This is a genomic window from Variovorax sp. GW821-FHT10B04, from assembly GCF_059415645.1.
In genome coordinates this window covers 624731-645666 of sequence record NZ_JBWKNQ010000001.1, presented here as the reverse complement: position 1 = coordinate 645666, position 20936 = coordinate 624731, and the positions used below count along the sequence as shown (strand labels likewise).

The window sequence follows — 20936 nt, the reverse complement described above, 5'->3', positions numbered from 1 at the left end:
ATCGCTTCGCGTATCGCCGCCCCCCGAGAGGGCGCGTCAGTGCCTTCGGGCGGCCGGGCGGCACTGACATGACTGTCCTTTCCATCCAGGACCTCGAAGTCGATTTCGTCGGCACCCACGGCGCGGTCGAGCCCGCGGTGAAGAAGATCAGCCTGTCGATCCGGCCGGGCGAGATCCTTGCGCTGGTCGGCGAATCCGGCTCGGGCAAGAGCGTCACTGCCGCCGCGGTACTCGGGCTGCTGCCGCAGCGCGTCGCGCGGGCGCGCGGCAGCGTCACCTTCGAAGGGAAGGAACTGCTGGGCCTGGCCGACGCGCAGCTCAACACCGTGCGCGGGCAGGGCATCGGCATCGTGTTCCAGAACTCGCTCACGTCGCTGGACCCGTCGTTCCGGGTCGGGGAGCAGTTGCTGGCGTGTGCCGTGCATCGGCGGCGCCTCGCGTCCGAAGAGGCGCGGGCGCTGGTGCTGAGCTGGCTCGACCGCGTCGGCATCCGCGACGCGGCCCGCGTGCTGCGCTCGTACCCGCACGAGCTCAGCGGCGGCATGCGGCAGCGCGTGATGATCGCCATCGCGGCGATGGCCAAGCCGCGGCTGCTGATCGCCGACGAGCCCACGACCGCACTCGACGCCACCATCCAGAAGCAGATCCTCGCGCTGCTCAAGGACATCAACCAGCGCGACGGCACCGCCATCCTGCTCATCACGCACGACTTCGGCGTGGTGTCGTACCTGAGCCATCGCGTGGCCGTGATGCGCGGCGGACAGATCGTGGAGCAAGGCCCGACCGACCAGGTGCTGCGCGCGCCGGCGCATGCCTACACGCGACGCCTGATCCATGCGGTGCCGGAGCTTGGCGAGCGGGCCGCCGACCCGACGGCGTCGCGGCGGCTCGGCGTGGCGCGGTCGTCGCCGTTGGCGGTCGTGTCGCAGGTGCGGCAGGAAGGCCAGCCGCTCGCGCCCGTGCTGCTCGAAGTGAGCGATCTCAGCAAGACCTATGTGATCGACAGAAGCCTGTTCGATCGACGCGGCAAGTCCGTGCAGGCGGTCAGCCATGTCGACCTGCAGCTGCGGCGCGGCGAGATCCTCGGCCTCATCGGCGAATCCGGTTCGGGCAAATCGACACTGGCGCGGCTGGTGGCGCAGCTGCTGCCCGCCACCGGCGGACGCATCCGCTTCGACGGCGTGGACACGGCCGGCTTCGACGCCGCGGCGCTGCAGGCGTTTCGCCGGCGCGTGCAGTTCGTCTTCCAGGACAGCACGGCGTCGCTCAACCCGCGCCGCAGCGTGGCGAGCCAACTGGTCGAGCCGGCGCTGCGCCTGGGCGTGGCGGGCCATCGCACCGAAGCGCTGAGGCTGGCGGCGGAAGCGCTTGAACGCGTGGGCCTGCTGCCGAGCCATCTGGCGCGCTATCCGCATGAGTTTTCCGGCGGGCAGCGGCAGCGCATCGGCATTGCGCGCGCGTTGATCGTGAAGCCCGAGTTCGTCGTCCTCGACGAGCCGACCTCGGCGCTGGACGTTTCGATCCAGGCGCAGATCCTCAACCTGCTGCTCGAACTGCGCGAGCAGCTCGATCTGACCTACCTGTTCATCGGCCACAACCTGTCGGTGATCGAGTTCCTCTGCGACCGTGTGGCCGTGATGGACCAGGGACGCATCGTCGAGGCTTTCGATGCCGGCGACCTGCATGCCAACGCCACGCATCCGGTCACCCGAAAATTGCTGGATTCGGTGTTGCCGGTACGACGCGCGGTGTTGCGCGATGCCTTGGCCGCCTGACTGGAGCAATTTCCCCATGCCATTCACGACACAGCTCACCGACACGCCGGACGACGAGGCACGCACGGTCATCGTCCAGGGCCTGCTGGCCTACAACCGCGCGCAGACCGGCATCTCGGACCACCGGCCGCTCGCCGTCCTGCTGCGCGACGAGGAGGGGAAGGTCATCGGCGGCCTGTGGGGGCGCACGGCCTACGGCTGGCTGTTCACCGAACTGCTGTTCGTGCCCGAGGTGCTGCGCGGTCAGGGCGCCGGCGAGTCGCTGCTGCTGCAGGCCGAAGCCCAGGCGCGCGAGCGCGGCTGCCACGGCGCCTGGCTCGACACCTTCGCGTTCCAGGCGCGGCCTTTCTATGAAAAGCTGGGCTACATCTGCTTCGGCGAGATCGAGGACTATCCGCGTGGCTCCTCGCGGTTTTTCATGAAGAAGGATTTGGAGGGGGGATGAGGCTGGGCGGGCGCTCCCGATACGGCATCAGGACGCGCAGGCGTTCGCTGCCGTGTCCCGCGCCTCGCGCAGCATCCGCCGGCCTTGTGGGCGCAGCGTGATGCGGCGCTTGCCGTCGTCATCGGCCGTGCGCTCCACCAGCCCGATCTTTTCCAGCGGCAGCAACTGCTGGAGCAAGCGCGAGGCCGGCGTGCGCAAGGTGCGCGCGAGCTCCGTCGCGGGTGCCGCCCCGCCGGCCGCATCCAGCACGGTGAGAAGCACGAAGTCGGTCCATGACAGGCCATGCCGCATGCCGATTTCTTCGTCGAGCACGAACACCATCGCCGCGTGCGCCAGATGGCGGTCGACGCAGGCTTGCAGAGCTTTCTCGCTCATGTCGACAGTCCTTGCAGTTCGCGGTGGATCTGCTCCAGCGCTTTCAGTTCGGCTGCGTAGTCGAAGTCTGGATCCTCGCGTTCCTTCACGAGCTCCCGTACTTCGAACGCGAGTCCATCCGCGCCGCTGCGGTTCCACTCGGCCTGCAGCACCCGGTCGGCGTGCTTGCCCATGCGCAGTTCGAAGTGCGCGCGATTCAGCGCGGCGTGCACGTTTCGGCTTGCGCCAAGCAGCAGGTGGCCGCTCGCGTGACTGCGGATCGCGTAGATGCCCATCGGCGGGAAGGCGTCGCGCACCTGGCGCGCGACTGCTCGCCGCGCCGAGCGCGACGCTTGCTTCGTGGAAGAGTCCATCTTTCTCCTTGGGACGGTAATGAAGGCCGTGCGGCACACGCACATGTGCCTCGTCCCTGTGTGAATTTTACCCGGGCATAATTAATGATGTCAATAAAACCCGGGTAAAAGTCAGCGCACGAGGATAAGTGGTTCCCTCTTGGCAAATTGCCGAAGCTTGCCGTCGGCTGGTAGCAGTCACTCGCCCGCGGATGACCTCATCGGCCAAGGTGGCCGACGCCGACGGCTGCTCATCGGCTCAAGCGGGTCGCCTCGCCAAGTGCCAGGAAATCTGCGGAGGCTGAACACTGGCGCACACCGGCCCCCCATCCTTCATGGTTCCGTGGATGCAGGCCTCGATCGCGGCATCCGGCTTGCCCGCAGCGCTTTTCACAAGCTCGACGGGAATGCCCGCCAGCTTGATCTTCGCCCTTCGTTCCCACGGCGTGCCCATCTGGCCTGCGTAGAAGCCGGAGTTCACGTAGACGAACCGGTCTGCAGCCGTGCCTTGCGCGAAAGGACCGCGGAAGCTGGGGGACCCATCTGCGAGCGAAGGTCCAAGCGTCAGCGTGATGGCGAACGACACCCGGTCTGTCGTCACGAGGAAGGGCTTCACCAGGTCATCGCGACCGCGCTGCACGGCAAAGTCCACGCCGGACGGAGGCGACTGCAGGGTGAGAATGAGCTGGAGGTGTCTCGCTGGGTCAGTCTGCATGCGTTGCAGTTTAGAGGTGGCCTCTCTCTTCGGCTCGAGTTGATGGACCCAGCCATCGCGGCGACTCACCAGGCGTACGGTGCGAGGCCCGCGCCATCGCCGTCGTGGAAGAAGCCACCGGTCGGTCCGGCCCACCCGAGAGTGGCCAGGCGCACGGCAATCACCGCGCCCTGTTCGACCCTGCGTGGCGCCATCGCGCCGCCCATGTCGGTGGCGACCGAGCCGGGGCAGCCGGCGTTGACTTTGATGCCGGTGCCGAGCAGCTCCTTGGCCAGCTTCGCGGTGAACATGTTCAGCGCGGCCTTGGAAGCCGAATAGCCCATGGCGTGCAGGCTCCAGGTGGGCGCCTTCATGTCCTCGGTCAGCGTGATCGAGCCCAGCCCGCTGCTCATCATCACGATGCGCGCCCCATCGGACTTGCGCAGCAGCGGCAGGAACGCCTGGGTGACGCGCACCGTTCCGAAGAAGTTGACGTTGAACGTGGCGTGCATCTCGCTCACGCCCTCCTGGCTGGGGACGGATTGCAGACCACTGCCGATGCCGGCGTTGTTGACCAGCACGTCCAGGCGACCCGAAGCCGCCCCGACCGTGTCCACGGCGGCGCGCACGCTGGCGTCGTCAGTGATGTCCAGCTGGACGAAGTGCGCCTGGATGCCGTCGGCGCGCAATTCTTCGACGGCCCTGGCGCCACGCGCCGGGTCGCGGCAGCCCAGCCAGACGACGTGGCCCAATGCGCCCAGTTGACGCGCCGTTTCGAGTCCGATGCCCTTGTTGGCGCCCGTGACGAGGGCGATTCTTTCAGTGCTCACGATGATCCTTTGCAAAGGATTCGATCGTAGGCAGCGGAGCGTGGCTCGGCAGTCCTGATCGTGCCTTATCCTTGCCCGATTCTTCCAATCACTCATCGTGGCTGCATGACTGAACTTTCGGGCATCGCGAATCGCATCCTTGGACAGGTGGCGCATTTCGTGGCGCAGCAGCCCGGTGTCTCCGGCGTCTCTACGGCCATTCCGCGCCTCAAGGTGTGGTCGAGCCTGCGCCCGACGCCACCCACGCCGGCGATGTTCGAACCCATGTTCTACGTCGTCCTCCGTGGCACGAAGGTGTTGACGATCGCGGAGCATCGCCTGGAGCTCAAGGCGGGCGCCTGCGCGGCTGCGTCGTTCGGCATGCCGTACGTCAGCCAGTTGATCGACGCGAGCCGCGACTCGCCCTATGTCGCGATGAGCCTGGCGCTGGATACTGGGTTGTTGATCCAGGTCATGCTCGATATGCCCAGCGCCGACGACCGTTGGGTCTGTTCCGCGGCGACCTCAACGCTGGCCGGGCCGTTCGGAGAGGCTTTCGCCCGTCTGGTCGGACTGCTCGACACGCCCGAAGACATTGCTGTCCTGGCGCCGCTGCTGGAAGCCGAGCTGTACTACCGCCTGCTTCAGAGTTCGATGGGCGACACCCTGCGCCAGATCGGTCGCCGCAACGGTCGCCTGCGCCAGATCAAGCGGGCGGCGGACTGGTTGTGCCTCAACCAGGACAAGCCGTTCGTCGTGGCCGAGCTGGCCGATTCGGTCGGGATGAGCCTTACCTCCTTTCACCGTCACTTCAAGGCCGTCACAGGTTACAGCCCGATCGCATTCCAGCGTCACGTGCGCCTGCTGGAGGCGCGCAAGCTGCTGTTGACTGGCAGCACGAACGTCTCCGGCGCCGCGTTCGCAGTCGGCTATCTGAGTACGTCCCAGTTCAGCCGCGAGTACAAGCGCATGTTCGGCACGCCACCGCTGCACGATCTGGCCACCACGTCGGGTTAGAAGAACGAGTGCAACTCGGCTTCAGTGGGCAAGCGCAAATTGCCGCAGGCTCTACAGGTCGTTGACTTGGAATCGAGGGGCGGAGATGCGCAGGCCCAGGTGGCTTCTCGAATGCCTCGCGCAAAAGTGGCCTGCAACACCTGCCGTCGGTGGCGCCGATGCTATTTGCCGGAGAGAGCTTTGAGCTGCCAGTCGATACTGCCCAATAGCCGAATCGGCGAATTACGGCCGAATCATTGGACATTGGCCAACTATTTTCTCCATCACGGGAAGTTCAAGTTCAGACCGAGAATCCTGCTAAGGCCGAAGGTGAAAAGCGAGAGGCCCAGGAGCGACAGCACGAAGACTGCGGCCACCTTGCCACCCGCGCGCAGCACGGTGCTCTGTTTCCCCTTCTTCCCTTGATCGTAATGCCACTTGATGGCAAAGAACATGCCTATGCCAAGCACGAGAACCTTGAACGTGATGAGGACTACAGGGATCCAATCCATGATTTCAGTATTTCCAGTCTATTCATTGATGCAATTCAATGCGAGAAGTATTGAATCTCGGCGATTGTCCGTCTCGCCAAAGTGGCAGACGAATTCCAGGTTCAGCGCAGCATAAAGAAACACGCACACCCTTCGACGTTGATGTAACGGTCGGCTGCGGGAGTCACGAACGAGCCTTGATGTCCGCGCTTGGCCGCCAGCTGAATCAGAGTCGCGAAGCCTCTTTCCACCCCAAAGACTTCTTCATGGAAGCAAGGTAGAAGCCGGCCGCATAGTCGTCGATGCGCGCGTATTCCTCATAGCCGTGCTTTCGATAGAACGCGGGCGCTTGCCACTCGAAAGTATCGAGCTTCGCGTTCCTGGCACCCAGTGCGATGGCCTGCCGCTCCGCTTCGGCGAGCAGACGGCTGCCCAGGCCCGAGCCGCGTACATCGGCTTCGACAAACAGCACGTCAATGTTGAGCCAGTAGAGAAACACGAAGCCTCGCAGCCCGCCCAGCAATCGGCCGTTGCCGTCTCTGGCGTTGAGCCGGATGTACTGCTGCTCGGGGTACTCGCCGACGAACCCGTAGTTGTAGTGGCGCAGCCGGCTGCCGAGCTCGCCGGAGCGGAGTTCTTCGGGGGTGGCGGCCGCAATGATGATGTTTTCCATGCGGGAGGAAGCGTAACGGAGAGGGCACCGCGGAGGTCTGCTCTTCGACCGACTGTCGCTGTCGACCGGCCGGGCGAAGTGACTGCGACCCGCCGCGCGCCGGTATCGGCATCCTGTCGCGCCCGCCAGCTGCCGCCCACAGGCCCTTAGACACCACCTGCTTGAGCTTATGAAGAGGAAGTATTTGTCGCAGGCATGATGAATGCTTGATGATCATCAATATGGATGATCGAAACGATGGAACTCCGGCAGCTTGAGGCCTTTGCTGCTGTCATGTCGACCGGCAGCGTGACCGGCGCGGCACGGCTGCTGGCGCGGTCGCAGCCCGCGGTGTCCCGCCTCGTGCAGGAGCTGGAGGCCGAGATCGGCTATGCGCTGTTCACCCGCCACGGCCCGCGCGTCACACCGACCGAGCAGGGATTCCTGCTCTATGAAGACGTGGCGCGTGCGCTCGGCAGCCTGCAGCAGATCCACCTGCGCGCGGCCGAGATCGCGCGCGGCCATGCCCAGCCGCTGCTGCTGGCCGCGACCTCCGCGCTGGCGGTCGGGCTGCTGCCGCAGGCGTTGCAGCGCGTGCAGGCCGCGGCCGGCGCCGTGCCGATCCAGCTGCGCAGCGCGTCGCCCGAACAGGTGGTGCACGCGGTGCTCAGCGGTTCGGTGCAACTTGGTGCGAGCAGCCTGCCGCTGGAGCATCGCGGCCTCGATGTGCACTGGATCGGGCAGATGCCGTGCGTGGCGGTGCTGCCGCAGGACGACCCGCTCGCCGCGCACGCGGTGGTGCCGCTGGAGGCGCTGGCGCATCGCCGACTCATCACGATGAGCAATCCGTTCCGCCTGCGCCGCCGGCTCGACGAGACGCTGGCGCGCGCCGGCCACCGGCCGACGCGCAGCGACGCGCTGATCGAGACCAACTCCTCCGTCAACGCGCAGGCGCTGGCACGGGCCGGGCTCGGCGTGGCCGTGCTGGAGCCGCTGACCGCCTACGGCGCGCCCCTCGACGGGCTGGCCGTGCGGCCGCTGGACATCGACATCCCCTTCGTCTTCGGCGTGGTCACGCCGCAGGCGCGGCCGGTGACGGCACCGGTGAAGGCGCTGATCGACGCGCTGCTCGAGGTGGCGAGCGCGCTGCCGCATTTCGTGCGGCACGACCCGTCCGCCCATGCGGCTCTGCTGCAGACCGTGTATGGCGGCGACAGCCCGACCGGCGACGACACCTCTTCCGAAAGTACCCCGCGATGAACATCCCCCTGGAACCCTCCGTCGGCGCCATCGCCCCCAGTCCCGCCGGACTGCCCGCGCTCGAAGCCCGCCTGCGCCAGGACCTGGCCTGGCTCGGCCTGCCCGCCAAACGCTGGGTGCCGGTGCGCGACGGCCACGGCGAGGCGCTGCTGGACGTCGCCGTCGTCGGTGGCGGCATGGCGGGCCTGGCGCTGCTCGCGACGCTGACGCACCTGGGCCTGCGCGCCCGCATCTACGACCGTTCGCCGGCCGGTTTCGAAGGCCCCTGGGCCACCACGGCCCGCATGGAAACGCTGCGTTCGCCCAAGGAACTCACCGGCCCCGCGCTGGGCCTGCCGGCGCTGACCTTCCGGGCCTGGTTCGAGGCGCAGTTCGGCCTGCCGGCGTGGGACGCGCTCGACAAGATCCCGCGCCTGCAGTGGGCGGACTATCTGCGCTGGTACCGCCGCGTGCTGGCACTCGACGTGCGCAACGAACAGCAGGTGGCCGCGGTGCTGCCGCGCGCCGACGGCGTGGTGCAGCTCGATCTGCTCGACCACACGGCTGACGGCAGGCGCTACGCCGTACAGGCGCGCCACGTCGTGCTCGCGACCGGCCGCGACGGCCTGGGCGGCGCCTGGGTGCCCGAATGGGCGCACGCCTTGCCGCGCGACCGCTGGGCGCACTCGTCCGATCGCTGGGACGCCGCGCAGCTCGAGGGCCGGCGCGTGGCCGTGATCGGCGGTGGCGCCTCGGCCATGGACGCTGCCGCCACGGCACTCGAAGCGGGTGCCGCCCGCGCCGACCTGCTGATCCGCCGGCCCGACCTGCCGCGTGTCAACAAGGGCAAGGGCGCGGGCAACCCCGGCATGGTCCATGGCTTCTGGCAACTGCCGGACGCCTGGAAGTGGCGCCTGCGCAATTACCTCAATCGCCAGCAGGTGCCGCCGCCACACGGCAGCACGCTGCGCGTGTCCCGCCATGCGAATGCGCACTTCCATCTGGGGACGTCGGTGTCCGGCGCCACCCAGCGTGCCGACGGCGTGCTGCGGCTCGACACCGGCAAGGGGCCGCTGGCCACCGACTTCGTGATCTTCAGCACGGGCTTCCGCACCGACTGGTCGCTGCGTCCCGAGTTCGCTGCCTTCGCCGGCCAGGTGCGCGTCTGGCGCGACCGCTTCGCGGCGCCCGACGGCATGGCGGACGATGAGCTCGCCGAGTCGCCCGACCTCGGCGCGCTGTTCGAGTTCCAGCCGAAGACGCCGGACGCGTGCCCGGGGCTGGAACGCATCCATTGCTTCAACTACGCCGCATCGCTGTCGCATGGCGCCGCGGCAGGCGACATTCCGCAGATCACCGACGGCGCGCAGCGCCTGGCGCGCGGGCTCGCGGGCAGGCTGCTGGCCGAAGACGCCGAGCTGCACTTCGCGGCGATGCAGCGCTATGCCGATCCCGAGCTCGACGGCGACGAATGGACGCCGGCCGAATTCCCGCCCTATGCGCAGACCGAGGCCGAAGCCGGCGATCGCGAGGTCTCGCGGTGACCGGTTGGCTGCTGCGCCGGCTGCTGCAGGCGCTGCTCGTGGTGGTCGCGATGACGCTGATCGTCTTCGTCGGCCTGCACGCCATCGGCAACCCGATCGACATCCTGATCGGCGAGGACATGAACCAGCAGGAGCGGCTCGCCGCCATCGCGCGGCTCGGCCTCGACCAGCCGCTGTGGCGCCAGTACCTGGCCTTCGTCGACGGTGCGCTGCACGGCAGCCTGGGCCGCAGCTTCGTCTACCAGGAAGACGCCGTGCGGCTGATCCTGCAGCGCCTGCCCGCCACCATGGAGCTGGCCTTCGCCGCGCTGGTGATGGCGATCGTGGTGGGCGTGCCGCTGGGCCTGTTCGCGGGCATGAAGCCAGACCATCCGGTGTCGCGCGCGCTGATGGCGACCAGCATCGTCGGCTTTTCGCTGCCGGCCTTCTGGGTCGCGTTGATGCTGATCATGGTGTTCAGCGTGCAGCTCGGCTGGCTGCCGGCCAGCGGGCGCGGCGCCACGCGCGAGTTCCTCGGTGTGCAGTGGTCCTGGCTCACGCTCGACGGGCTGCAGCACCTGCTGCTGCCGGCCTTCAACCTGGCGCTGTTCAAGATCTCGCTGGTGCTGCGGCTGACGCGGGCCGGCGTGCGCGAGGTGCTGCCGCAGGACTACGTGAAGTTCGCGCGTGCCAAGGGGCTGTCGCCCGCGCGCGTGGTGCTGATGCATGTGCTGCGCAACACCATGATCCCGCTGGTCACGGTGCTGGGGCTGGAGCTGGGCGCGACCATCGCCTATGCGGTGGTCACCGAGACGATCTTCGCCTGGCCGGGCGCCGGCAAGCTGATCCTCGACAGCATCAACTCGCTCGACCGGCCGGTGGTGGTGGCCTACCTGATGGTCGTGGTCGTGATCTTCGTGACGCTGAACCTGATCGTCGACCTGCTCTACAAGCTGCTCGACCCGCGCGTGCGGCTGGAGGCATCGAAATGAGCGCGGTGAAAAGCGACAAGAGCGACAAGAGCTACGACGAGCACTCGATCTGGTGGCGCGTGGCGGCCGACTTCCTGCAGTCGCGCATCGCGATCGGCGGGCTGGTGGTGCTTGGCCTGGTGGTGCTGGCCGCGCTGCTCGCGCCGTGGATCACGCCGCAGAACCCGTACGACCTGCTGCAGCTCGACGTGCTCGACGCGCGCCTGCCGCCGGGCTCGCACAGCGGCGAGGGCGGCTACACCTACTGGCTCGGCACCGACGGGCAGGGCCGTGACCTGTACTCGGCCATCGTCTACGGGCTGCGCATCAGCCTGACGGTGGGCGTGGGCTCGGCGCTGATCGCGGCGGTCGTCGGCACACTGGTCGGCCTGGTCGCGGCCTATGCGGGTGGCAAGGTCGACGCGCTGCTGATGCGGCTGGTCGACCTGCTGCTGTCCTTCCCGACCATCCTGATGGCGCTGATGATCCTGGCCTACGTCGGCAAGGGCGTCGGCAACGTGATGCTCACGCTGGTGCTGCTCGAATGGGCCTACTACGCACGCACGGCGCGCGGCCAGGCGCTGGTCGAGGCGCGGCGCGAGTACGTCGAAGCGGCGCAAGGGCAGGGGATTCCGCGCTGGCGCATCGTCACCGGCCACATCCTGCCGAATTGCCTGCCGCCGCTGCTGGTCATCGGCGCGCTGCAGATCGCGCGTGCCATCACGCTGGAGGCGACGCTGTCCTTCCTGGGGCTGGGCGTGCCGATCACCGAGCCCTCGCTCGGGCTGCTGATCTCCAACGGCTACCAGTACCTGCTGTCCAACGAATACTGGATCAGCTTCTTCCCCGGCGTCGCCCTGCTGGCCGCCATCGTGGCGATCAACCTGGTCGGCGACCAGTTGCGCGACGTCCTGAATCCGAGGTTGCAGAAATGAGCGCCGTTCCCGTGCAACAGCTCGACGTGCCGACGCTCGAAGTCCGCAACCTGCAGACGCGCTTCCACACGCGCGCCGGCGTGCTGCCGGTGGTCGACGGCGTGTCCTTCACGCTGGGCCGCGGCAAGGTGCTGGGGCTGGTGGGCGAGTCGGGCTCGGGCAAGTCGGTCACCGGCTTCTCGATCATGGGCCTGGTCGATCCGCCCGGCAGGGTCGAGGGCGGCCAGGTGCTATTCCAGGGCCGCGAGCTCACGCAGCTGCCGCCCACCGAACGGCGCGAGCTGCAGGGCAACCGGATCGCGATGATCTTCCAGGATCCGATGGCCACGCTCAACCCGGTGTTGCGGGTCGACACCCAGATGATCGAGGCGGTGAAGGCGCACAAGCGCGTGTCGACCGACGAGGCGCGCCGCCATGCGCGCGACACGCTGGTGCTGATGGGCATCCCGAGCCCGGAGGAACGGCTGCGCGCCTACCCGCACCAGCTGTCGGGCGGCATGCGCCAGCGCGTGGCGATCGCCATCGCGCTGCTGCACGGGCCCGACCTGATCATTGCCGACGAGCCGACCACCGCGCTGGACGTGACGATCCAGGCGCAGATCCTCTCGGAAGTGCAGAAGCTGGTGCGCGAGACCGGCACCTCGCTGATCTGGATCAGCCACGACCTCTCGGTGGTCGCGAGCCTGGCCGACGAGATCGCGGTGATGTATGCCGGCCGCATCGTCGAACACGGCACGGTGGCCGACGTGCTCGACCATCCGCAGCATCCGTACACGCGCGGGCTGATCGACAGCCTGCCGAGCGCCAATGCACGCGGGGCGCGGCTGCGCCAGATCCAGGGCATGACGCCGAGCCTGCTGAACATGCCGGCCGGCTGCGCTTTCGCGCCGCGCTGCCCGCACGCGGATGCGGCCTGCGAACAGCGGCCCGGGCTGTCGCGCCCGCGGCCCGATGCGCCCTGGCACGAGGTGCGCTGCTTCCATCCGCAGCGCCACGTGGTTGCCGCTCAGCCGGTGGCTGCCGTGCCGGTCGCGTCGCCTGCGGCCGTGCGCGCGCCCGCCGATGCGCAGGCCGTTCCGCTGATCGAGCTGCGCCAGGTCGCGCAGCGCTTCGGTGCCGTGCCAGCGCCCGGGGCGGTGGGCCGCGCGCTGCGCAGCGTCGGCCTCAACAAGCCGCCGGTGGTCACGCACGCGGTCGACGGCGTCGACCTGTCGGTGCGGCCCGGGGAGGTGGTCGGCCTGGTCGGCGAGTCGGGCTGCGGCAAGTCGACGCTGGGCCGCATCGCCGCCGGCCTGCTGACGCCGACCGAGGGCGAGGTGATCGTCGGCGGCAAGCCGGTGGCGAGCCTGTCGCCGGCCGAACAGCTCGCCGCGCGGCTGCGCATCCAGATGGTGTTCCAGGACCCGTATGCGAGCCTGAACCCGCGCCTGCGCGTCTCGCGCATCGTGGGCGAGGCCGCGCTGCTGCACGGGCTGACCGATGCGGCCGGGCTGGACGACTACGTGTGCGCCCAGTTGCAGCGCGCCGGGCTCGACCCCGCGCTGCGGCACCGCTATCCGCACCAGTTCAGCGGTGGCCAGCGCCAGCGCATCGGCATCGCGCGGGCGCTGGCGGTGCAGCCGTCGATGCTGGTCAGCGACGAGGCGGTGGCCGCGCTCGACGTGTCGATCCAGGCGCAGATCCTCAACCTGTTCATGGACCTGCGCGACCAGCTCGGCCTGGCCTATCTGTTCATCAGCCACGACCTCGGCGTGATCGAACACCTGTGCGACCGCGTGGTCGTGATGTACCTCGGCCGCGTGGTCGAAAGCGCGCCGGTGGCCGAGCTGTTCGCGCGGCCGAGCCATCCGTACACGCAGGCGCTGCTGGCCGAGATTCCGCGCATCGACGCGCGGCGCACCAGCTTCAGCGCGATCCGCGGCGAGATACCGAGCCCGATCGCACCGCCGTCGGGCTGCCACTTCCATCCGCGATGTCCGCGCGCGATGCCGCGCTGCAGCACCGAGGTGCCGCGGCTGCGCGGCATCGCGGTCAGGCATGCCACGGCCTGCCACCTGTACGACACCGCGCCAAGCTGATTTCTCCCGTCCATCGATTCACCGAATTCACCGTTTTCCCCGAAAGGATTCCTCATGAACCGCCTGCTCCCCATCGTTGCCGCCGCGCTGCTCGCCACCGGCGTCGCGGCCACGGCCCAGACGCTTTCCATCGGCTTCGCCGACCCGATCTCGTCGGTCGACCCCGAGCTCAACAACCATGCGGGCGATCGCTCGCTCGCGCTGCACTTCTGGGATTCGGTCGTCAACTCGCGCGACGGCGGCAAGCTCGAGCCCGGCTTGGCCGCGAGCTGGAAGACGCTGGACGACAAGACCTGGGAATTCAAGCTGCGCACCGACATCAAGTGGCAGGACGGCACGCCGTTCACCGCCGACGACGTGGTCTTCTCGTTCCAGCGCGCGCGCAGCGTGCCGGGCAGCGTGGCCTCGTATTCGGGCGCGCTGCGCACGGTCGAGTCGGCCACAGCCAGGGATCCGGCCACGCTGATCATCAAGACCAACACGCCCAATCCGATGCTGCCGCTGGACATCGCGTCGATCTACATCGTGAGCAGGCACGTGGGCGAGAAGTCGAAGACCGAGGACTACAACGCCGGCCGCGCGGTGGTCGGCACCGGGCCGTACAAGTTCGTCTCGTACGTGCCGGGCGACCGCACGGTGTTCGAGCGCAACCCCGGCTACTACGGGCCGAAGCCGCTGTGGGAGAAGGTCAACTACCGCTTCATCAACAACGGCGCGGCCCGCACCGCCGCGCTGCTGGCCGGCGACGTGGACGTGATCGACAAGGTCGCGGTGACCGACGTCGAGAAGCTGCGCAAGGACCCGAAGGTCAGCGTCTACACGTACCCCGGCCTGCGCGTGCTGCTGCTGCAACCGACCTTCAAGGCCGGCCCCAATGAATTCATCACCGACAACGCGGGCAAGCCGCTCGACAAGAACCCGCTGCTCGACGTGCGGGTGCGCCAGGCGCTGTCGCTGGCCATCAACCGCAAGGCGATCGTCGACCGCATCCTGCAGGGCACGGTGACCGAGGCTAACCAGTGGATGCCCAAGGGCAGCTTCGGCTACAACCCCGACGTCAAGGACATCGCCTACAGCGCCGAGCAGGCGAAGAAGCTGCTGGCCGAGGCCGGCTTTCCGCAGGGCTTCCAGATCTCGATCCATGTGCCGGGCGACCGCTATCCGCAGGCGCCCGAGACGGTTCAGGCCGTGGCGCAGTTCTGGAGCCGCATCGGCGTGAAGACCAAGGTCGAGGTGGTGCCGTGGTCGGTGTATTCGAGCCGCGCGACCAAGAACGAGTACGCGGTGAGCGTGATCGCCTGGGGCAACGGCACGGGCGAGGCCGGCTACGGTCTGCTGCAGACGCTGGCCACGCCAGACGCCAAGCGCGGCCGTGGTTCCAACAACTGGGGCGGCTACAGCAACGAGTCGGTCGACAAGGCGCTGGACGCCGCCACCGTCGAGTTCGACGCCAAGCGCCGCGAGGCGATCTTCCGCCACGCGGCCAAGCTGGTGACCGACGACGTGGGCCAGATCCCGCTGTACCACTACCAGAACATCTGGGCCGCGAAGAAGGGCCTGAAGGTCGTGCCGCTGCTGAGCGACCGCACGACGTCGATGCAGGTCACGCAGGTCAAGTGAGGCCGGCATGCTGAGCATCACGCCTGCCGACGCGCTGATCGACGTGCCGCGGCGCATCGCGGTCGACGGCCTGGCGCCGGGCGAGCAGATCGAGATCGCGAGCTGCACGCTGCGCGGGCCGGGCGTGCCCTGGCGCGCGTCGGCGCGCTTCATTGCCGATGCGCAGGGCACGGTCGACCTGACGCGCGACGCGCCGGCCGCCGGCAGCTACGAAGGCGTGTCGGCCATGGGCCTGGTCTGGTCGCAGGTGCCCGACACGGCGGGTGCGCGCGAACAGTTCGGCGCCGAACCGGGCGCCGCGCTGCGCACCGACATCACGCTGCGCCGGAGCCGTCATGCGGACGGCGTCGGCGCGCCTGACCTGACCGAGATCCACGGCGGCTTCGTCCAGCGCCTGGCCGGCGAGGGCGTCACGCGCCGCGAGGTGCGCGATGAAGGCCTGGTCGGCACGCTCTACCTGCCGGCCGGGCCCGGGCCGCATCCGGCGGTGTTGATCCTCAACGGCTCCGGTGGCGGCATCAACGAGCCGCGTGCCGCCCTGTATGCATCGCACGGCTACGCGGCCTTCGCGCTGGCGTACTTCAAGGCGCCGGGCCTGTCGGACTACATCTCGGCCACGAAGCTCGAGTACTTCGAGACGGCGCTCGCCTGGCTGCATCGCACGGTGAAGCCGCTGCATGGCTTCGTCGCGCTGAGCGGCCAGTCGCGCGGCGGTGAACTGGTGCTGCTGCTGGGCACGCTGTTCCCCGAGTCGGTGTCGGCGGTGATCGGCTACGTGCCCGGCGCGGTGGTGCACTGCGCGCAGAACGCCTGCGACCCGGCGCTTGGCCGCGAAGGTCCGGCCTGGATCTTCCGCGGCCAGCCGCTCACGCACGTGTGGGAGAACAACCGCACCGCGACCTGGGCACCCTGGGACGAAGGCCCGGAGCCGCGCCGCCATGCCGCCGCATTGCTGACCGCCCTGCAGGACCCGGAAGCCGTCGAGCGCGCACGCATTCGCGTCGAGCGCATCCGCGGCCCGGTGATGCTGCTGTCGGCCACCGACGACGGCTCCTGGCCGTCGAGCCTCTACAGCCGCATGGTGACCGAGCGCCTCGCGCAGTTCGACCATCCGCATGCCGTCGAGCACCTGGACTTCGAGGGCGCCGGCCATTCGATCCTGTTCCCCTATGTGCCGACCACGCAGCTCGGCTATGCGCACCCGGTGTCGGGGCGCCGCAGCACCTCGGGCGGCACGCCCGCGAACAACGCCCACGCGGACGAGGCGTCCTGGCACGGCGTGCTGCGCTTCCTGCAGCGGGCCGTGGCCGCCCGCACCGCATCTTCTGGAGACAAAGACAGTGACTGAACCGACTCTTTCCGCCGACCTCGTCGACGCCTCCGTGCCGCTGGCCGAAGGCGGCACCGTGCATGCCGTGCGCCATCAGCGCGACAAGGTGGTGGCCGCCACGCAGGGCAGCCATGACGCCTTGTTCGACCCCGCGCTTCCGGCGCCGCCGCTGGCCGAGCGCCTGCTGGTCGCGCATGCCATCGCGCGCAGCACGGGCAGCGTCGCCTTGCAGGCGCACTATCGCGCGCGGCTCGATGCGCTGGCGCCGTTGAGCGTGGCACAGCAGTCCGCCGCCGACGGCGCCGCGATCGAATCGCTCGGCGACGATCCGCGCCTGCAGGCGATCCTGGCCTTCACTCGCACGTTGACCGACAGCCCGGTGGACGGCGACCGCGGTGCGTTGCTGACGCTCCCGGCCGCCGGCCTGTCGACGCCCGAAGTCGTGGCGCTGGCGCAGCTGATCGCCTTCGTGGCTTACCAGGTGCGCGTGGTGGCGGGGCTGGGCGCGCTGGCCGCACTCGATGCGGTCGATGCCGTCAATGGCGATGGCGCCGCGCCGGCCGTCATCGCCGCCGACGCTGCACCCTTCGTGCATCCGGCCAACCTGCCACCGCCCGGCGAGCCGCTGCGCATCAACGGCTACACCAGCGAAACGCTGGGCTGGAAGGCCTGGCTGCCGACGCTGGACCTCGCGCAGGCCTCGCCCGAACAGATGCGCGTGCTCGACACCAGCCACCCGAAGGCGCGCAGTTCCGACTACTACCTGCTGTTGGTGCAGCAGCCGCGCATCCTGGAAGAGCGCGCGACCGTGTTCAACGCGATCATGTACGCGCCCGGCGGCCTGTCGCGCGCCGAGCGCGAGCTGGCGAGCGCGGTCGTGTCGCGCATCAACGGCTGCGTGTACTGCGCGTCGGTGCATGCGCAGCGCTTCGAGCAGCTCGCGCGCCGCAACGACGTGATCGCCCAGGTCTTCTCCGATCCGTACACCGCCGGCACCACGGCGCGCGAGCGCGCCATCGTGCAGCTGTCGATCGCCCTCACGCGCGACCCGGCAGGCTTCGACGAGGCAAAGCTTCGCGCTGCGCGAGCCGCAGGCCTCACGAACCTGGAAGTCCTCGACGCCTTGCACGCGGTCGCGATCTTCGCGTGGGCCAACCGGCTGATGCTCAATCTGGGCGAGCCGGTGTTTCCTGCGCGCGGCTGAACCGCCTGCGGTCGGCCTCGGCTGCGGCGATTTCCTACGCGCCTTGCATCGCCGCGCGGACACCTCGGCGCCAGCGGAGTGGCAGGCTCCTGTTGTCAATGCGAAGCCGAAGGCCGTACTCTCGCGCGGCCTTCGGTGCTTCCAGACGAGGAGCCACCATGTCGCTACCGGGCCCAGAGCAGGATGTTCCGCACCAGGACGATCAGCCGTCCGTCTGGCGGCGATTCTGGCTGCCGTACTCCTACCTCGAACCGCTTCCGCCGCGCAGTGCATCGGCCTTCCGGTACACGCTTCGCCGCAATGCCCGGTGGCTCGATGCGCATCTCGGCATCTACCTCCGGCGATGGGCGGTCGTCTGGCTGGCGACCCAGGTGGCGATGGGCTTTGCGGAGCAGGCCGAAGCGGATCTGATCGCCATCGCACTGGGGGTGTGCGGCTGGGTCTGCATCGGCTTCATCGCCAATCTGGCCACCGCGCTGATCCAGGCCAAGAGGCTGCTCGCCGAACGCAGCCAGACCTGATCTGACCGGGCGCCGGCTCGTCAGGGGCGCGTGAGGCCGGCTTCGTTCATCCCGTCGGCAAGCATGCGCATCAGCCGGACCAGCTGGTCGAAATCATCCTTGCGCCACTGCTGGAAATGGGCGAGGGCGAGGCGCTCGCGGGCGTCGTCGACCGCATCGGTCGCCATCTTGCCCTGCGCGGTGACGACCGCTTCACGCATCCGGCGGTCGGTCTGGCCCGCGCGGCGGTCGACCAGGCCCAGTTCCTCGAGCCGGGCGACCTGCCGGCTGACCGTGGTGTGGTCGCGGCCGACACGGCCCGCAAGATCGACCACGCCGATCGGCCCGAGCCGTTCGATCAGCACGAGCAGCGGGAACAGCGCCCGCTCGAGCGTCAGTCCCGCCAGGTCCAGCATTTCTGCATCGCGCTCGGGCCGGTTCATCACGCTGACGATGTCGATCAGCGAGCGATGCAGCTCCGGCAAGGACTTCTTGATATGCGCTGCATGCACATTGCCTGCGGTCATCCGTACACCTCTGGTTGGGAGGTGCAGGTTACACGCTGGCGACCATTCGGATCCCATCCGCGGATAGCCAGTTTGCGCATGAGCACATGACGAATGCTTCGTGGTCAGCCGGACCGGTGCGCCATACGCTTGTGCGCTTCTCTCCACACGCCTACGGCACCGTCGATGTCCCTGAAAACCACTCCCTCCATCCGCCGCCGCACCCTTCTTCAAGCGGGTGCGGGCGCATTCGCTGCCGCCATCGCCGTGCCTTCGTGGTCGCAGGTGTCGGCACCGTCGCGGACACTGCGCATCGGTTATCAGAAGTTCAACACGCTCAACATCCTGAAGGGCACGGGCGCGCTCGAGAAGGCACTCGCGCCCGCCGGCGTCACGGTGGAATGGCACGAGTTCCTCGGCGGCAGCCAGCTGTCGGAAGCGCTCTCGGCCGGCGCCATCGACTTCGGCCATGCGTCCGACGGGGTCGGCGTGTTCCAGCAGGCCAGCGGCAAGGGCCTGGTCTATCTCGCGGCCGAGAGTCCGTATCCCGGCGGCGTCGGCTTTCTCGTGCCGAAGGACTCGCCCATCCGCAGCGTGCGCGATCTGCAGGGCAAAAAGGTGGTCACGGGCCGTGGCTACAACACCCAGTACGTGCTCATCAAGGCGCTGCAGGGCGCCGGGCTGCGCTATGAAGACATCGACCCGGTCTACATCCTGACCGCGTCCGACAGCGTCGCGGCCTATCAGTCCGGCAGCGTGGCGGCGCTCGGCCTGTGGGACCCGTTCCTGGCGGGCGCGCAACTCGCCACCGACTCGCGCCTGCTGTTCGACGGCACCGGCCTGAGCGGCAACCGCACCTACCACTTCGCGCAGGCCAACTATGCGCAAGCCAACCAGGCGACGCTGCGCGCGGTGTTCGGCGAGCTGAAGAAAACCAACCAGTGGGCGCAAGGCAATCCCAAGGACGTCGTGGCGCTGCTGTCGCCGCAACTCAAGGTGGAGCCCAAGGTGCTGGCCCTGGCGACCGAGCGTCGCCAGTACGGCGTGGTGGCGCTCACGCCCGAGATCGCGCGCGAGCAGCAGGGCCTGGCCGACGTCTTCGCGCAGCTCAAGCTGATACCCAGGCCGATCGAGGTCAAGGACGCCTTCCTTCCGCTCGATCTCGGCCTGGCCTGATGGCGCACGCGCGCTATGACGCGATCGTCGTCGGCCTCGGCGCGGTCGGTGCGGCGACGCTCTGCCAGCTCGCGCTGCGCGGCGCGCGGGTGCTCGGCATCGATCGCTTCGCGCCGCCGCACGACCGCGGCTCGTCGCACGGCGAGTCGCGCATCACGCGGCTGGCCATCGGCGAGGGCGACAGCTACGTGCCGCTGGTCCAGCGCTCGCACGCGATCTGGCGGGAGCTCGAGTCGCGCACCGGCCGCACGCTGCTGACGCAGACCGGCGGTCTCGTGCTGGCCCCGCGCGACAGCGCCGCCAACCACCACGGCAAGCCCGACTTCCTGCGCCGGACCATCGCCTGCGCCGAGCGCTTCGGCATCCGGCACGAGGTGCTCGATGCCGCCAGCATTCGCGCGCGCTATCCGCAATTCGCGTTGCAGGGCGACGAGATCGGCTACTTCGAGCCCGAGGCCGGCTTCGTGCGGCCGGAAGAAGCCATCGCGGCGCAGCTCGACGTGGCGCGTGCGCTCGGCGCCGAAGTGCACGTCGGTGAACGTGTCGAGGCGGTCGACGACCCGGCGAACGGCGGCGATGTCGTCGTGCGAACCGACGCGGCGCGCTACGGCGCCGCGCAGGTGGTGGTCGCTGCCGGCCCGTGGCTGCCGGACTTTCTCGGTGCGCCGGCCCGCGCGGCCTGGCAGTCCGACTTCGAGGTCTATCGGCAGGTGATGTACTGGTTCGACGCACCCGGTGCGGCCGCGGACTTCGCGCCCGGCCGGCTGCCGATCTTCATCTGGATGTACGGCGACGCGCAGGAGGACTACATGTACGGCTTTCCTTCGGCCGACCCGGCGCGGCCGGCACTCAAGGTCGCGACGGAACAGTACGCGGCCACGACCACCGCCGACGCGCTGGTGCGCGAGGTGGCCGACGAAGAAGCCGCCGCCATGTACGCCAGCCGCGTGGCGGGACGCTTCCCGCAGGTCGTGCCGCGTGCGCTGCAGACGCGGGCCTGCATGTACACGGTCACGCCCGATCGGCATTTCGTCGTCGACACGCTGCCCGATGCGCCCAGCGTCTGGATCGCCTCGGCGTGCTCGGGCCATGGCTTCAAGCATTCGGCCGGATTGGGCGAAGCGCTCGCCGCGCAGCTGCTGGGTCGCGCGGGCTGTGCCGATCTTGCGGCCTTCCGGCGCGTACGGCCGGGGTAGTCGCGCTGGGGAGCGCGGGGCCGGCGCACGCTGGCGGGGCAGGCACCCTAAGCGGGCGTCCGTGCACCAAGCGAGCGCATTGCCTACTT

At 68.8% G+C, this 20936-nt stretch carries 21 protein-coding genes and 1 pseudogene; 15 read left to right on the top strand and 7 right to left on the bottom strand.

Annotated elements, in window-relative coordinates:
- Positions 1 to 68 precede the first annotated feature (68 nt).
- Positions 69 to 1775 (top strand): dipeptide ABC transporter ATP-binding protein, encoded by a 1707-nt coding sequence (locus AC07PZ_RS03070; RefSeq protein ID WP_495293534.1) that lies wholly within the window; start codon positions 69 to 71, stop codon positions 1773 to 1775.
- Positions 1776 to 1791: 16 nt separating this feature from the next.
- A complete protein-coding gene (locus AC07PZ_RS03065) occupies positions 1792 to 2220 on the top strand; it encodes a GNAT family N-acetyltransferase (protein WP_495293533.1) in 429 nt (142 codons plus the stop codon).
- A gap of 27 nt (positions 2221 to 2247) precedes the next feature.
- Here AC07PZ_RS03065 and AC07PZ_RS03060 read toward each other — a convergent pair whose 3' ends face one another.
- From AC07PZ_RS03060 to AC07PZ_RS03045, 4 genes are all read right to left on the bottom strand, one after another.
- The gene (locus AC07PZ_RS03060; protein ID WP_495293532.1) at positions 2248 to 2595 is read right to left on the bottom strand and encodes a winged helix DNA-binding protein; all 348 of its coding nucleotides are present in this window, start codon (positions 2593 to 2595) and stop codon (positions 2248 to 2250) included.
- Entirely contained in the window at positions 2592 to 2948 is a 357-nt protein-coding gene (locus AC07PZ_RS03055) for a GIY-YIG nuclease family protein (RefSeq protein WP_495293531.1), read from the bottom strand. The genes AC07PZ_RS03060 and AC07PZ_RS03055 overlap by 4 nt, the downstream gene beginning before the upstream one ends.
- A gap of 238 nt (positions 2949 to 3186) precedes the next feature.
- Positions 3187 to 3642, bottom strand: coding sequence for a DUF5990 family protein (locus AC07PZ_RS03050; RefSeq protein WP_495293530.1), 456 nt, complete (start codon positions 3640 to 3642; stop codon positions 3187 to 3189).
- Positions 3643 to 3707: 65 nt separating this feature from the next.
- Positions 3708 to 4451, bottom strand: coding sequence for an SDR family oxidoreductase (locus tag AC07PZ_RS03045; RefSeq protein ID WP_495293529.1), 744 nt, complete (start codon positions 4449 to 4451; stop codon positions 3708 to 3710).
- 105 nt (positions 4452 to 4556) lie between these two features.
- Here AC07PZ_RS03045 and AC07PZ_RS03040 point away from each other — a divergent pair, with 105 nt between their 5' ends.
- A complete protein-coding gene (locus AC07PZ_RS03040) occupies positions 4557 to 5447 on the top strand; it encodes an AraC family transcriptional regulator (RefSeq protein WP_495293528.1) in 891 nt (296 codons plus the stop codon).
- Positions 5448 to 5710: 263 nt separating this feature from the next.
- Here the strand turns inward: AC07PZ_RS03040 and AC07PZ_RS03035 are convergent, their stop codons facing one another.
- Positions 5711 to 5938: a hypothetical protein gene (locus AC07PZ_RS03035; RefSeq protein WP_495293527.1), complete on the bottom strand. Its 228-nt coding sequence runs from the start codon at positions 5936 to 5938 to the stop codon at positions 5711 to 5713.
- 205 nt (positions 5939 to 6143) lie between these two features.
- A complete protein-coding gene (locus tag AC07PZ_RS03030; RefSeq protein ID WP_495293526.1) occupies positions 6144 to 6590 on the bottom strand; it encodes a GNAT family N-acetyltransferase in 447 nt (148 codons plus the stop codon).
- Positions 6591 to 6827: 237 nt separating this feature from the next.
- On the opposite strand from AC07PZ_RS03030, the gene AC07PZ_RS03025 reads away from it, so the two are divergent.
- From AC07PZ_RS03025 to AC07PZ_RS02980, 10 genes and pseudogenes are all read left to right on the top strand, one after another.
- Positions 6828 to 7829 (top strand): LysR family transcriptional regulator, encoded by a 1002-nt coding sequence (locus AC07PZ_RS03025; protein ID WP_495293525.1) that lies wholly within the window; start codon positions 6828 to 6830, stop codon positions 7827 to 7829.
- A complete protein-coding gene (locus tag AC07PZ_RS03020; RefSeq protein ID WP_495293524.1) occupies positions 7826 to 9352 on the top strand; it encodes a SidA/IucD/PvdA family monooxygenase in 1527 nt (508 codons plus the stop codon). The genes AC07PZ_RS03025 and AC07PZ_RS03020 overlap by 4 nt, the downstream gene beginning before the upstream one ends.
- The gene (locus tag AC07PZ_RS03015) at positions 9349 to 10323 is read left to right on the top strand and encodes an ABC transporter permease (RefSeq protein ID WP_495293523.1); all 975 of its coding nucleotides are present in this window, start codon (positions 9349 to 9351) and stop codon (positions 10321 to 10323) included. Before AC07PZ_RS03020 ends, AC07PZ_RS03015 begins: the two co-directional genes overlap by 4 nt.
- Complete coding sequence (locus AC07PZ_RS03010) at positions 10320 to 11237, top strand: ABC transporter permease (protein WP_495293522.1); 918 nt, start codon at positions 10320 to 10322, stop codon at positions 11235 to 11237. Before AC07PZ_RS03015 ends, AC07PZ_RS03010 begins: the two co-directional genes overlap by 4 nt.
- Positions 11234 to 12223: pseudogene (locus tag AC07PZ_RS03005) on the top strand (ABC transporter ATP-binding protein); the annotation flags it as partial. The gene AC07PZ_RS03010 and the pseudogene AC07PZ_RS03005, both read left to right, overlap by 4 nt.
- A 60-nt stretch (positions 12224 to 12283) precedes the next feature.
- Positions 12284 to 13315, top strand: coding sequence for an ABC transporter ATP-binding protein (locus AC07PZ_RS03000; RefSeq protein WP_495293944.1), 1032 nt, complete (start codon positions 12284 to 12286; stop codon positions 13313 to 13315).
- A 54-nt stretch (positions 13316 to 13369) separates the two neighbouring features.
- The gene (locus tag AC07PZ_RS02995) at positions 13370 to 14935 is read left to right on the top strand and encodes an ABC transporter substrate-binding protein (protein WP_495293521.1); all 1566 of its coding nucleotides are present in this window, start codon (positions 13370 to 13372) and stop codon (positions 14933 to 14935) included.
- Positions 14936 to 14942: 7 nt separating this feature from the next.
- Complete coding sequence (locus tag AC07PZ_RS02990; protein WP_495293520.1) at positions 14943 to 16283, top strand: acyl-CoA thioesterase/bile acid-CoA:amino acid N-acyltransferase family protein; 1341 nt, start codon at positions 14943 to 14945, stop codon at positions 16281 to 16283.
- Positions 16276 to 17469 (top strand): CMD domain-containing protein, encoded by a 1194-nt coding sequence (locus tag AC07PZ_RS02985; RefSeq protein WP_495293519.1) that lies wholly within the window; start codon positions 16276 to 16278, stop codon positions 17467 to 17469. The genes AC07PZ_RS02990 and AC07PZ_RS02985 overlap by 8 nt, the downstream gene beginning before the upstream one ends.
- Before the next feature lie 158 nt (positions 17470 to 17627).
- On the top strand, positions 17628 to 17990 hold the full coding sequence (locus AC07PZ_RS02980) for a hypothetical protein (protein ID WP_495293518.1): 363 nt from the start codon (positions 17628 to 17630) through the stop codon (positions 17988 to 17990).
- A 20-nt stretch (positions 17991 to 18010) separates the two neighbouring features.
- On the opposite strand, the gene AC07PZ_RS02975 is transcribed toward AC07PZ_RS02980, so the two are convergent.
- Positions 18011 to 18496 (bottom strand): MarR family winged helix-turn-helix transcriptional regulator, encoded by a 486-nt coding sequence (locus tag AC07PZ_RS02975; RefSeq protein ID WP_495293517.1) that lies wholly within the window; start codon positions 18494 to 18496, stop codon positions 18011 to 18013.
- A 165-nt stretch (positions 18497 to 18661) separates the two neighbouring features.
- On the opposite strand from AC07PZ_RS02975, the gene AC07PZ_RS02970 reads away from it, so the two are divergent.
- The gene (locus AC07PZ_RS02970; protein WP_495293516.1) at positions 18662 to 19651 is read left to right on the top strand and encodes an aliphatic sulfonate ABC transporter substrate-binding protein; all 990 of its coding nucleotides are present in this window, start codon (positions 18662 to 18664) and stop codon (positions 19649 to 19651) included.
- Complete coding sequence (gene solA / locus AC07PZ_RS02965) at positions 19651 to 20847, top strand: N-methyl-L-tryptophan oxidase (protein ID WP_495293515.1); 1197 nt, start codon at positions 19651 to 19653, stop codon at positions 20845 to 20847. Before AC07PZ_RS02970 ends, solA begins: the two co-directional genes overlap by 1 nt.
- Positions 20848 to 20936 lie beyond the last annotated feature (89 nt).

Bases quoted from the DNA above. Each gene is read 5' to 3' on its own strand.
- AC07PZ_RS03020 (WP_495293524.1), top strand. From the start codon at position 7,826: ATGAACATCCCCCTGGAACCCTCCGTCGGCGCCATCGCCCCCAGTCCC.
- AC07PZ_RS02970 (WP_495293516.1), top strand. From the start codon at position 18,662: ATGTCCCTGAAAACCACTCCCTCCATCCGCCGCCGCACCCTTCTTCAA.
- AC07PZ_RS03025 (WP_495293525.1), top strand. From the start codon at position 6,828: ATGGAACTCCGGCAGCTTGAGGCCTTTGCTGCTGTCATGTCGACCGGC.
- AC07PZ_RS02990 (WP_495293520.1), top strand. From the start codon at position 14,943: ATGCTGAGCATCACGCCTGCCGACGCGCTGATCGACGTGCCGCGGCGC.
- AC07PZ_RS03050 (WP_495293530.1), bottom strand. From the start codon at position 3,642: ATGCAGACTGACCCAGCGAGACACCTCCAGCTCATTCTCACCCTGCAG.
- AC07PZ_RS03060 (WP_495293532.1), bottom strand. From the start codon at position 2,595: ATGAGCGAGAAAGCTCTGCAAGCCTGCGTCGACCGCCATCTGGCGCAC.
- AC07PZ_RS03010 (WP_495293522.1), top strand. From the start codon at position 10,320: ATGAGCGCGGTGAAAAGCGACAAGAGCGACAAGAGCTACGACGAGCAC.
- AC07PZ_RS02995 (WP_495293521.1), top strand. From the start codon at position 13,370: ATGAACCGCCTGCTCCCCATCGTTGCCGCCGCGCTGCTCGCCACCGGC.
- AC07PZ_RS03055 (WP_495293531.1), bottom strand. From the start codon at position 2,948: ATGGACTCTTCCACGAAGCAAGCGTCGCGCTCGGCGCGGCGAGCAGTC.
- AC07PZ_RS03040 (WP_495293528.1), top strand. From the start codon at position 4,557: ATGACTGAACTTTCGGGCATCGCGAATCGCATCCTTGGACAGGTGGCG.
- AC07PZ_RS02975 (WP_495293517.1), bottom strand. From the start codon at position 18,496: ATGACCGCAGGCAATGTGCATGCAGCGCATATCAAGAAGTCCTTGCCG.
- AC07PZ_RS03070 (WP_495293534.1), top strand. From the start codon at position 69: ATGACTGTCCTTTCCATCCAGGACCTCGAAGTCGATTTCGTCGGCACC.
- AC07PZ_RS03030 (WP_495293526.1), bottom strand. From the start codon at position 6,590: ATGGAAAACATCATCATTGCGGCCGCCACCCCCGAAGAACTCCGCTCC.
- AC07PZ_RS03065 (WP_495293533.1), top strand. From the start codon at position 1,792: ATGCCATTCACGACACAGCTCACCGACACGCCGGACGACGAGGCACGC.
- AC07PZ_RS03035 (WP_495293527.1), bottom strand. From the start codon at position 5,938: ATGGATTGGATCCCTGTAGTCCTCATCACGTTCAAGGTTCTCGTGCTT.
- AC07PZ_RS02980 (WP_495293518.1), top strand. From the start codon at position 17,628: ATGTCGCTACCGGGCCCAGAGCAGGATGTTCCGCACCAGGACGATCAG.
- solA (WP_495293515.1), top strand. From the start codon at position 19,651: ATGGCGCACGCGCGCTATGACGCGATCGTCGTCGGCCTCGGCGCGGTC.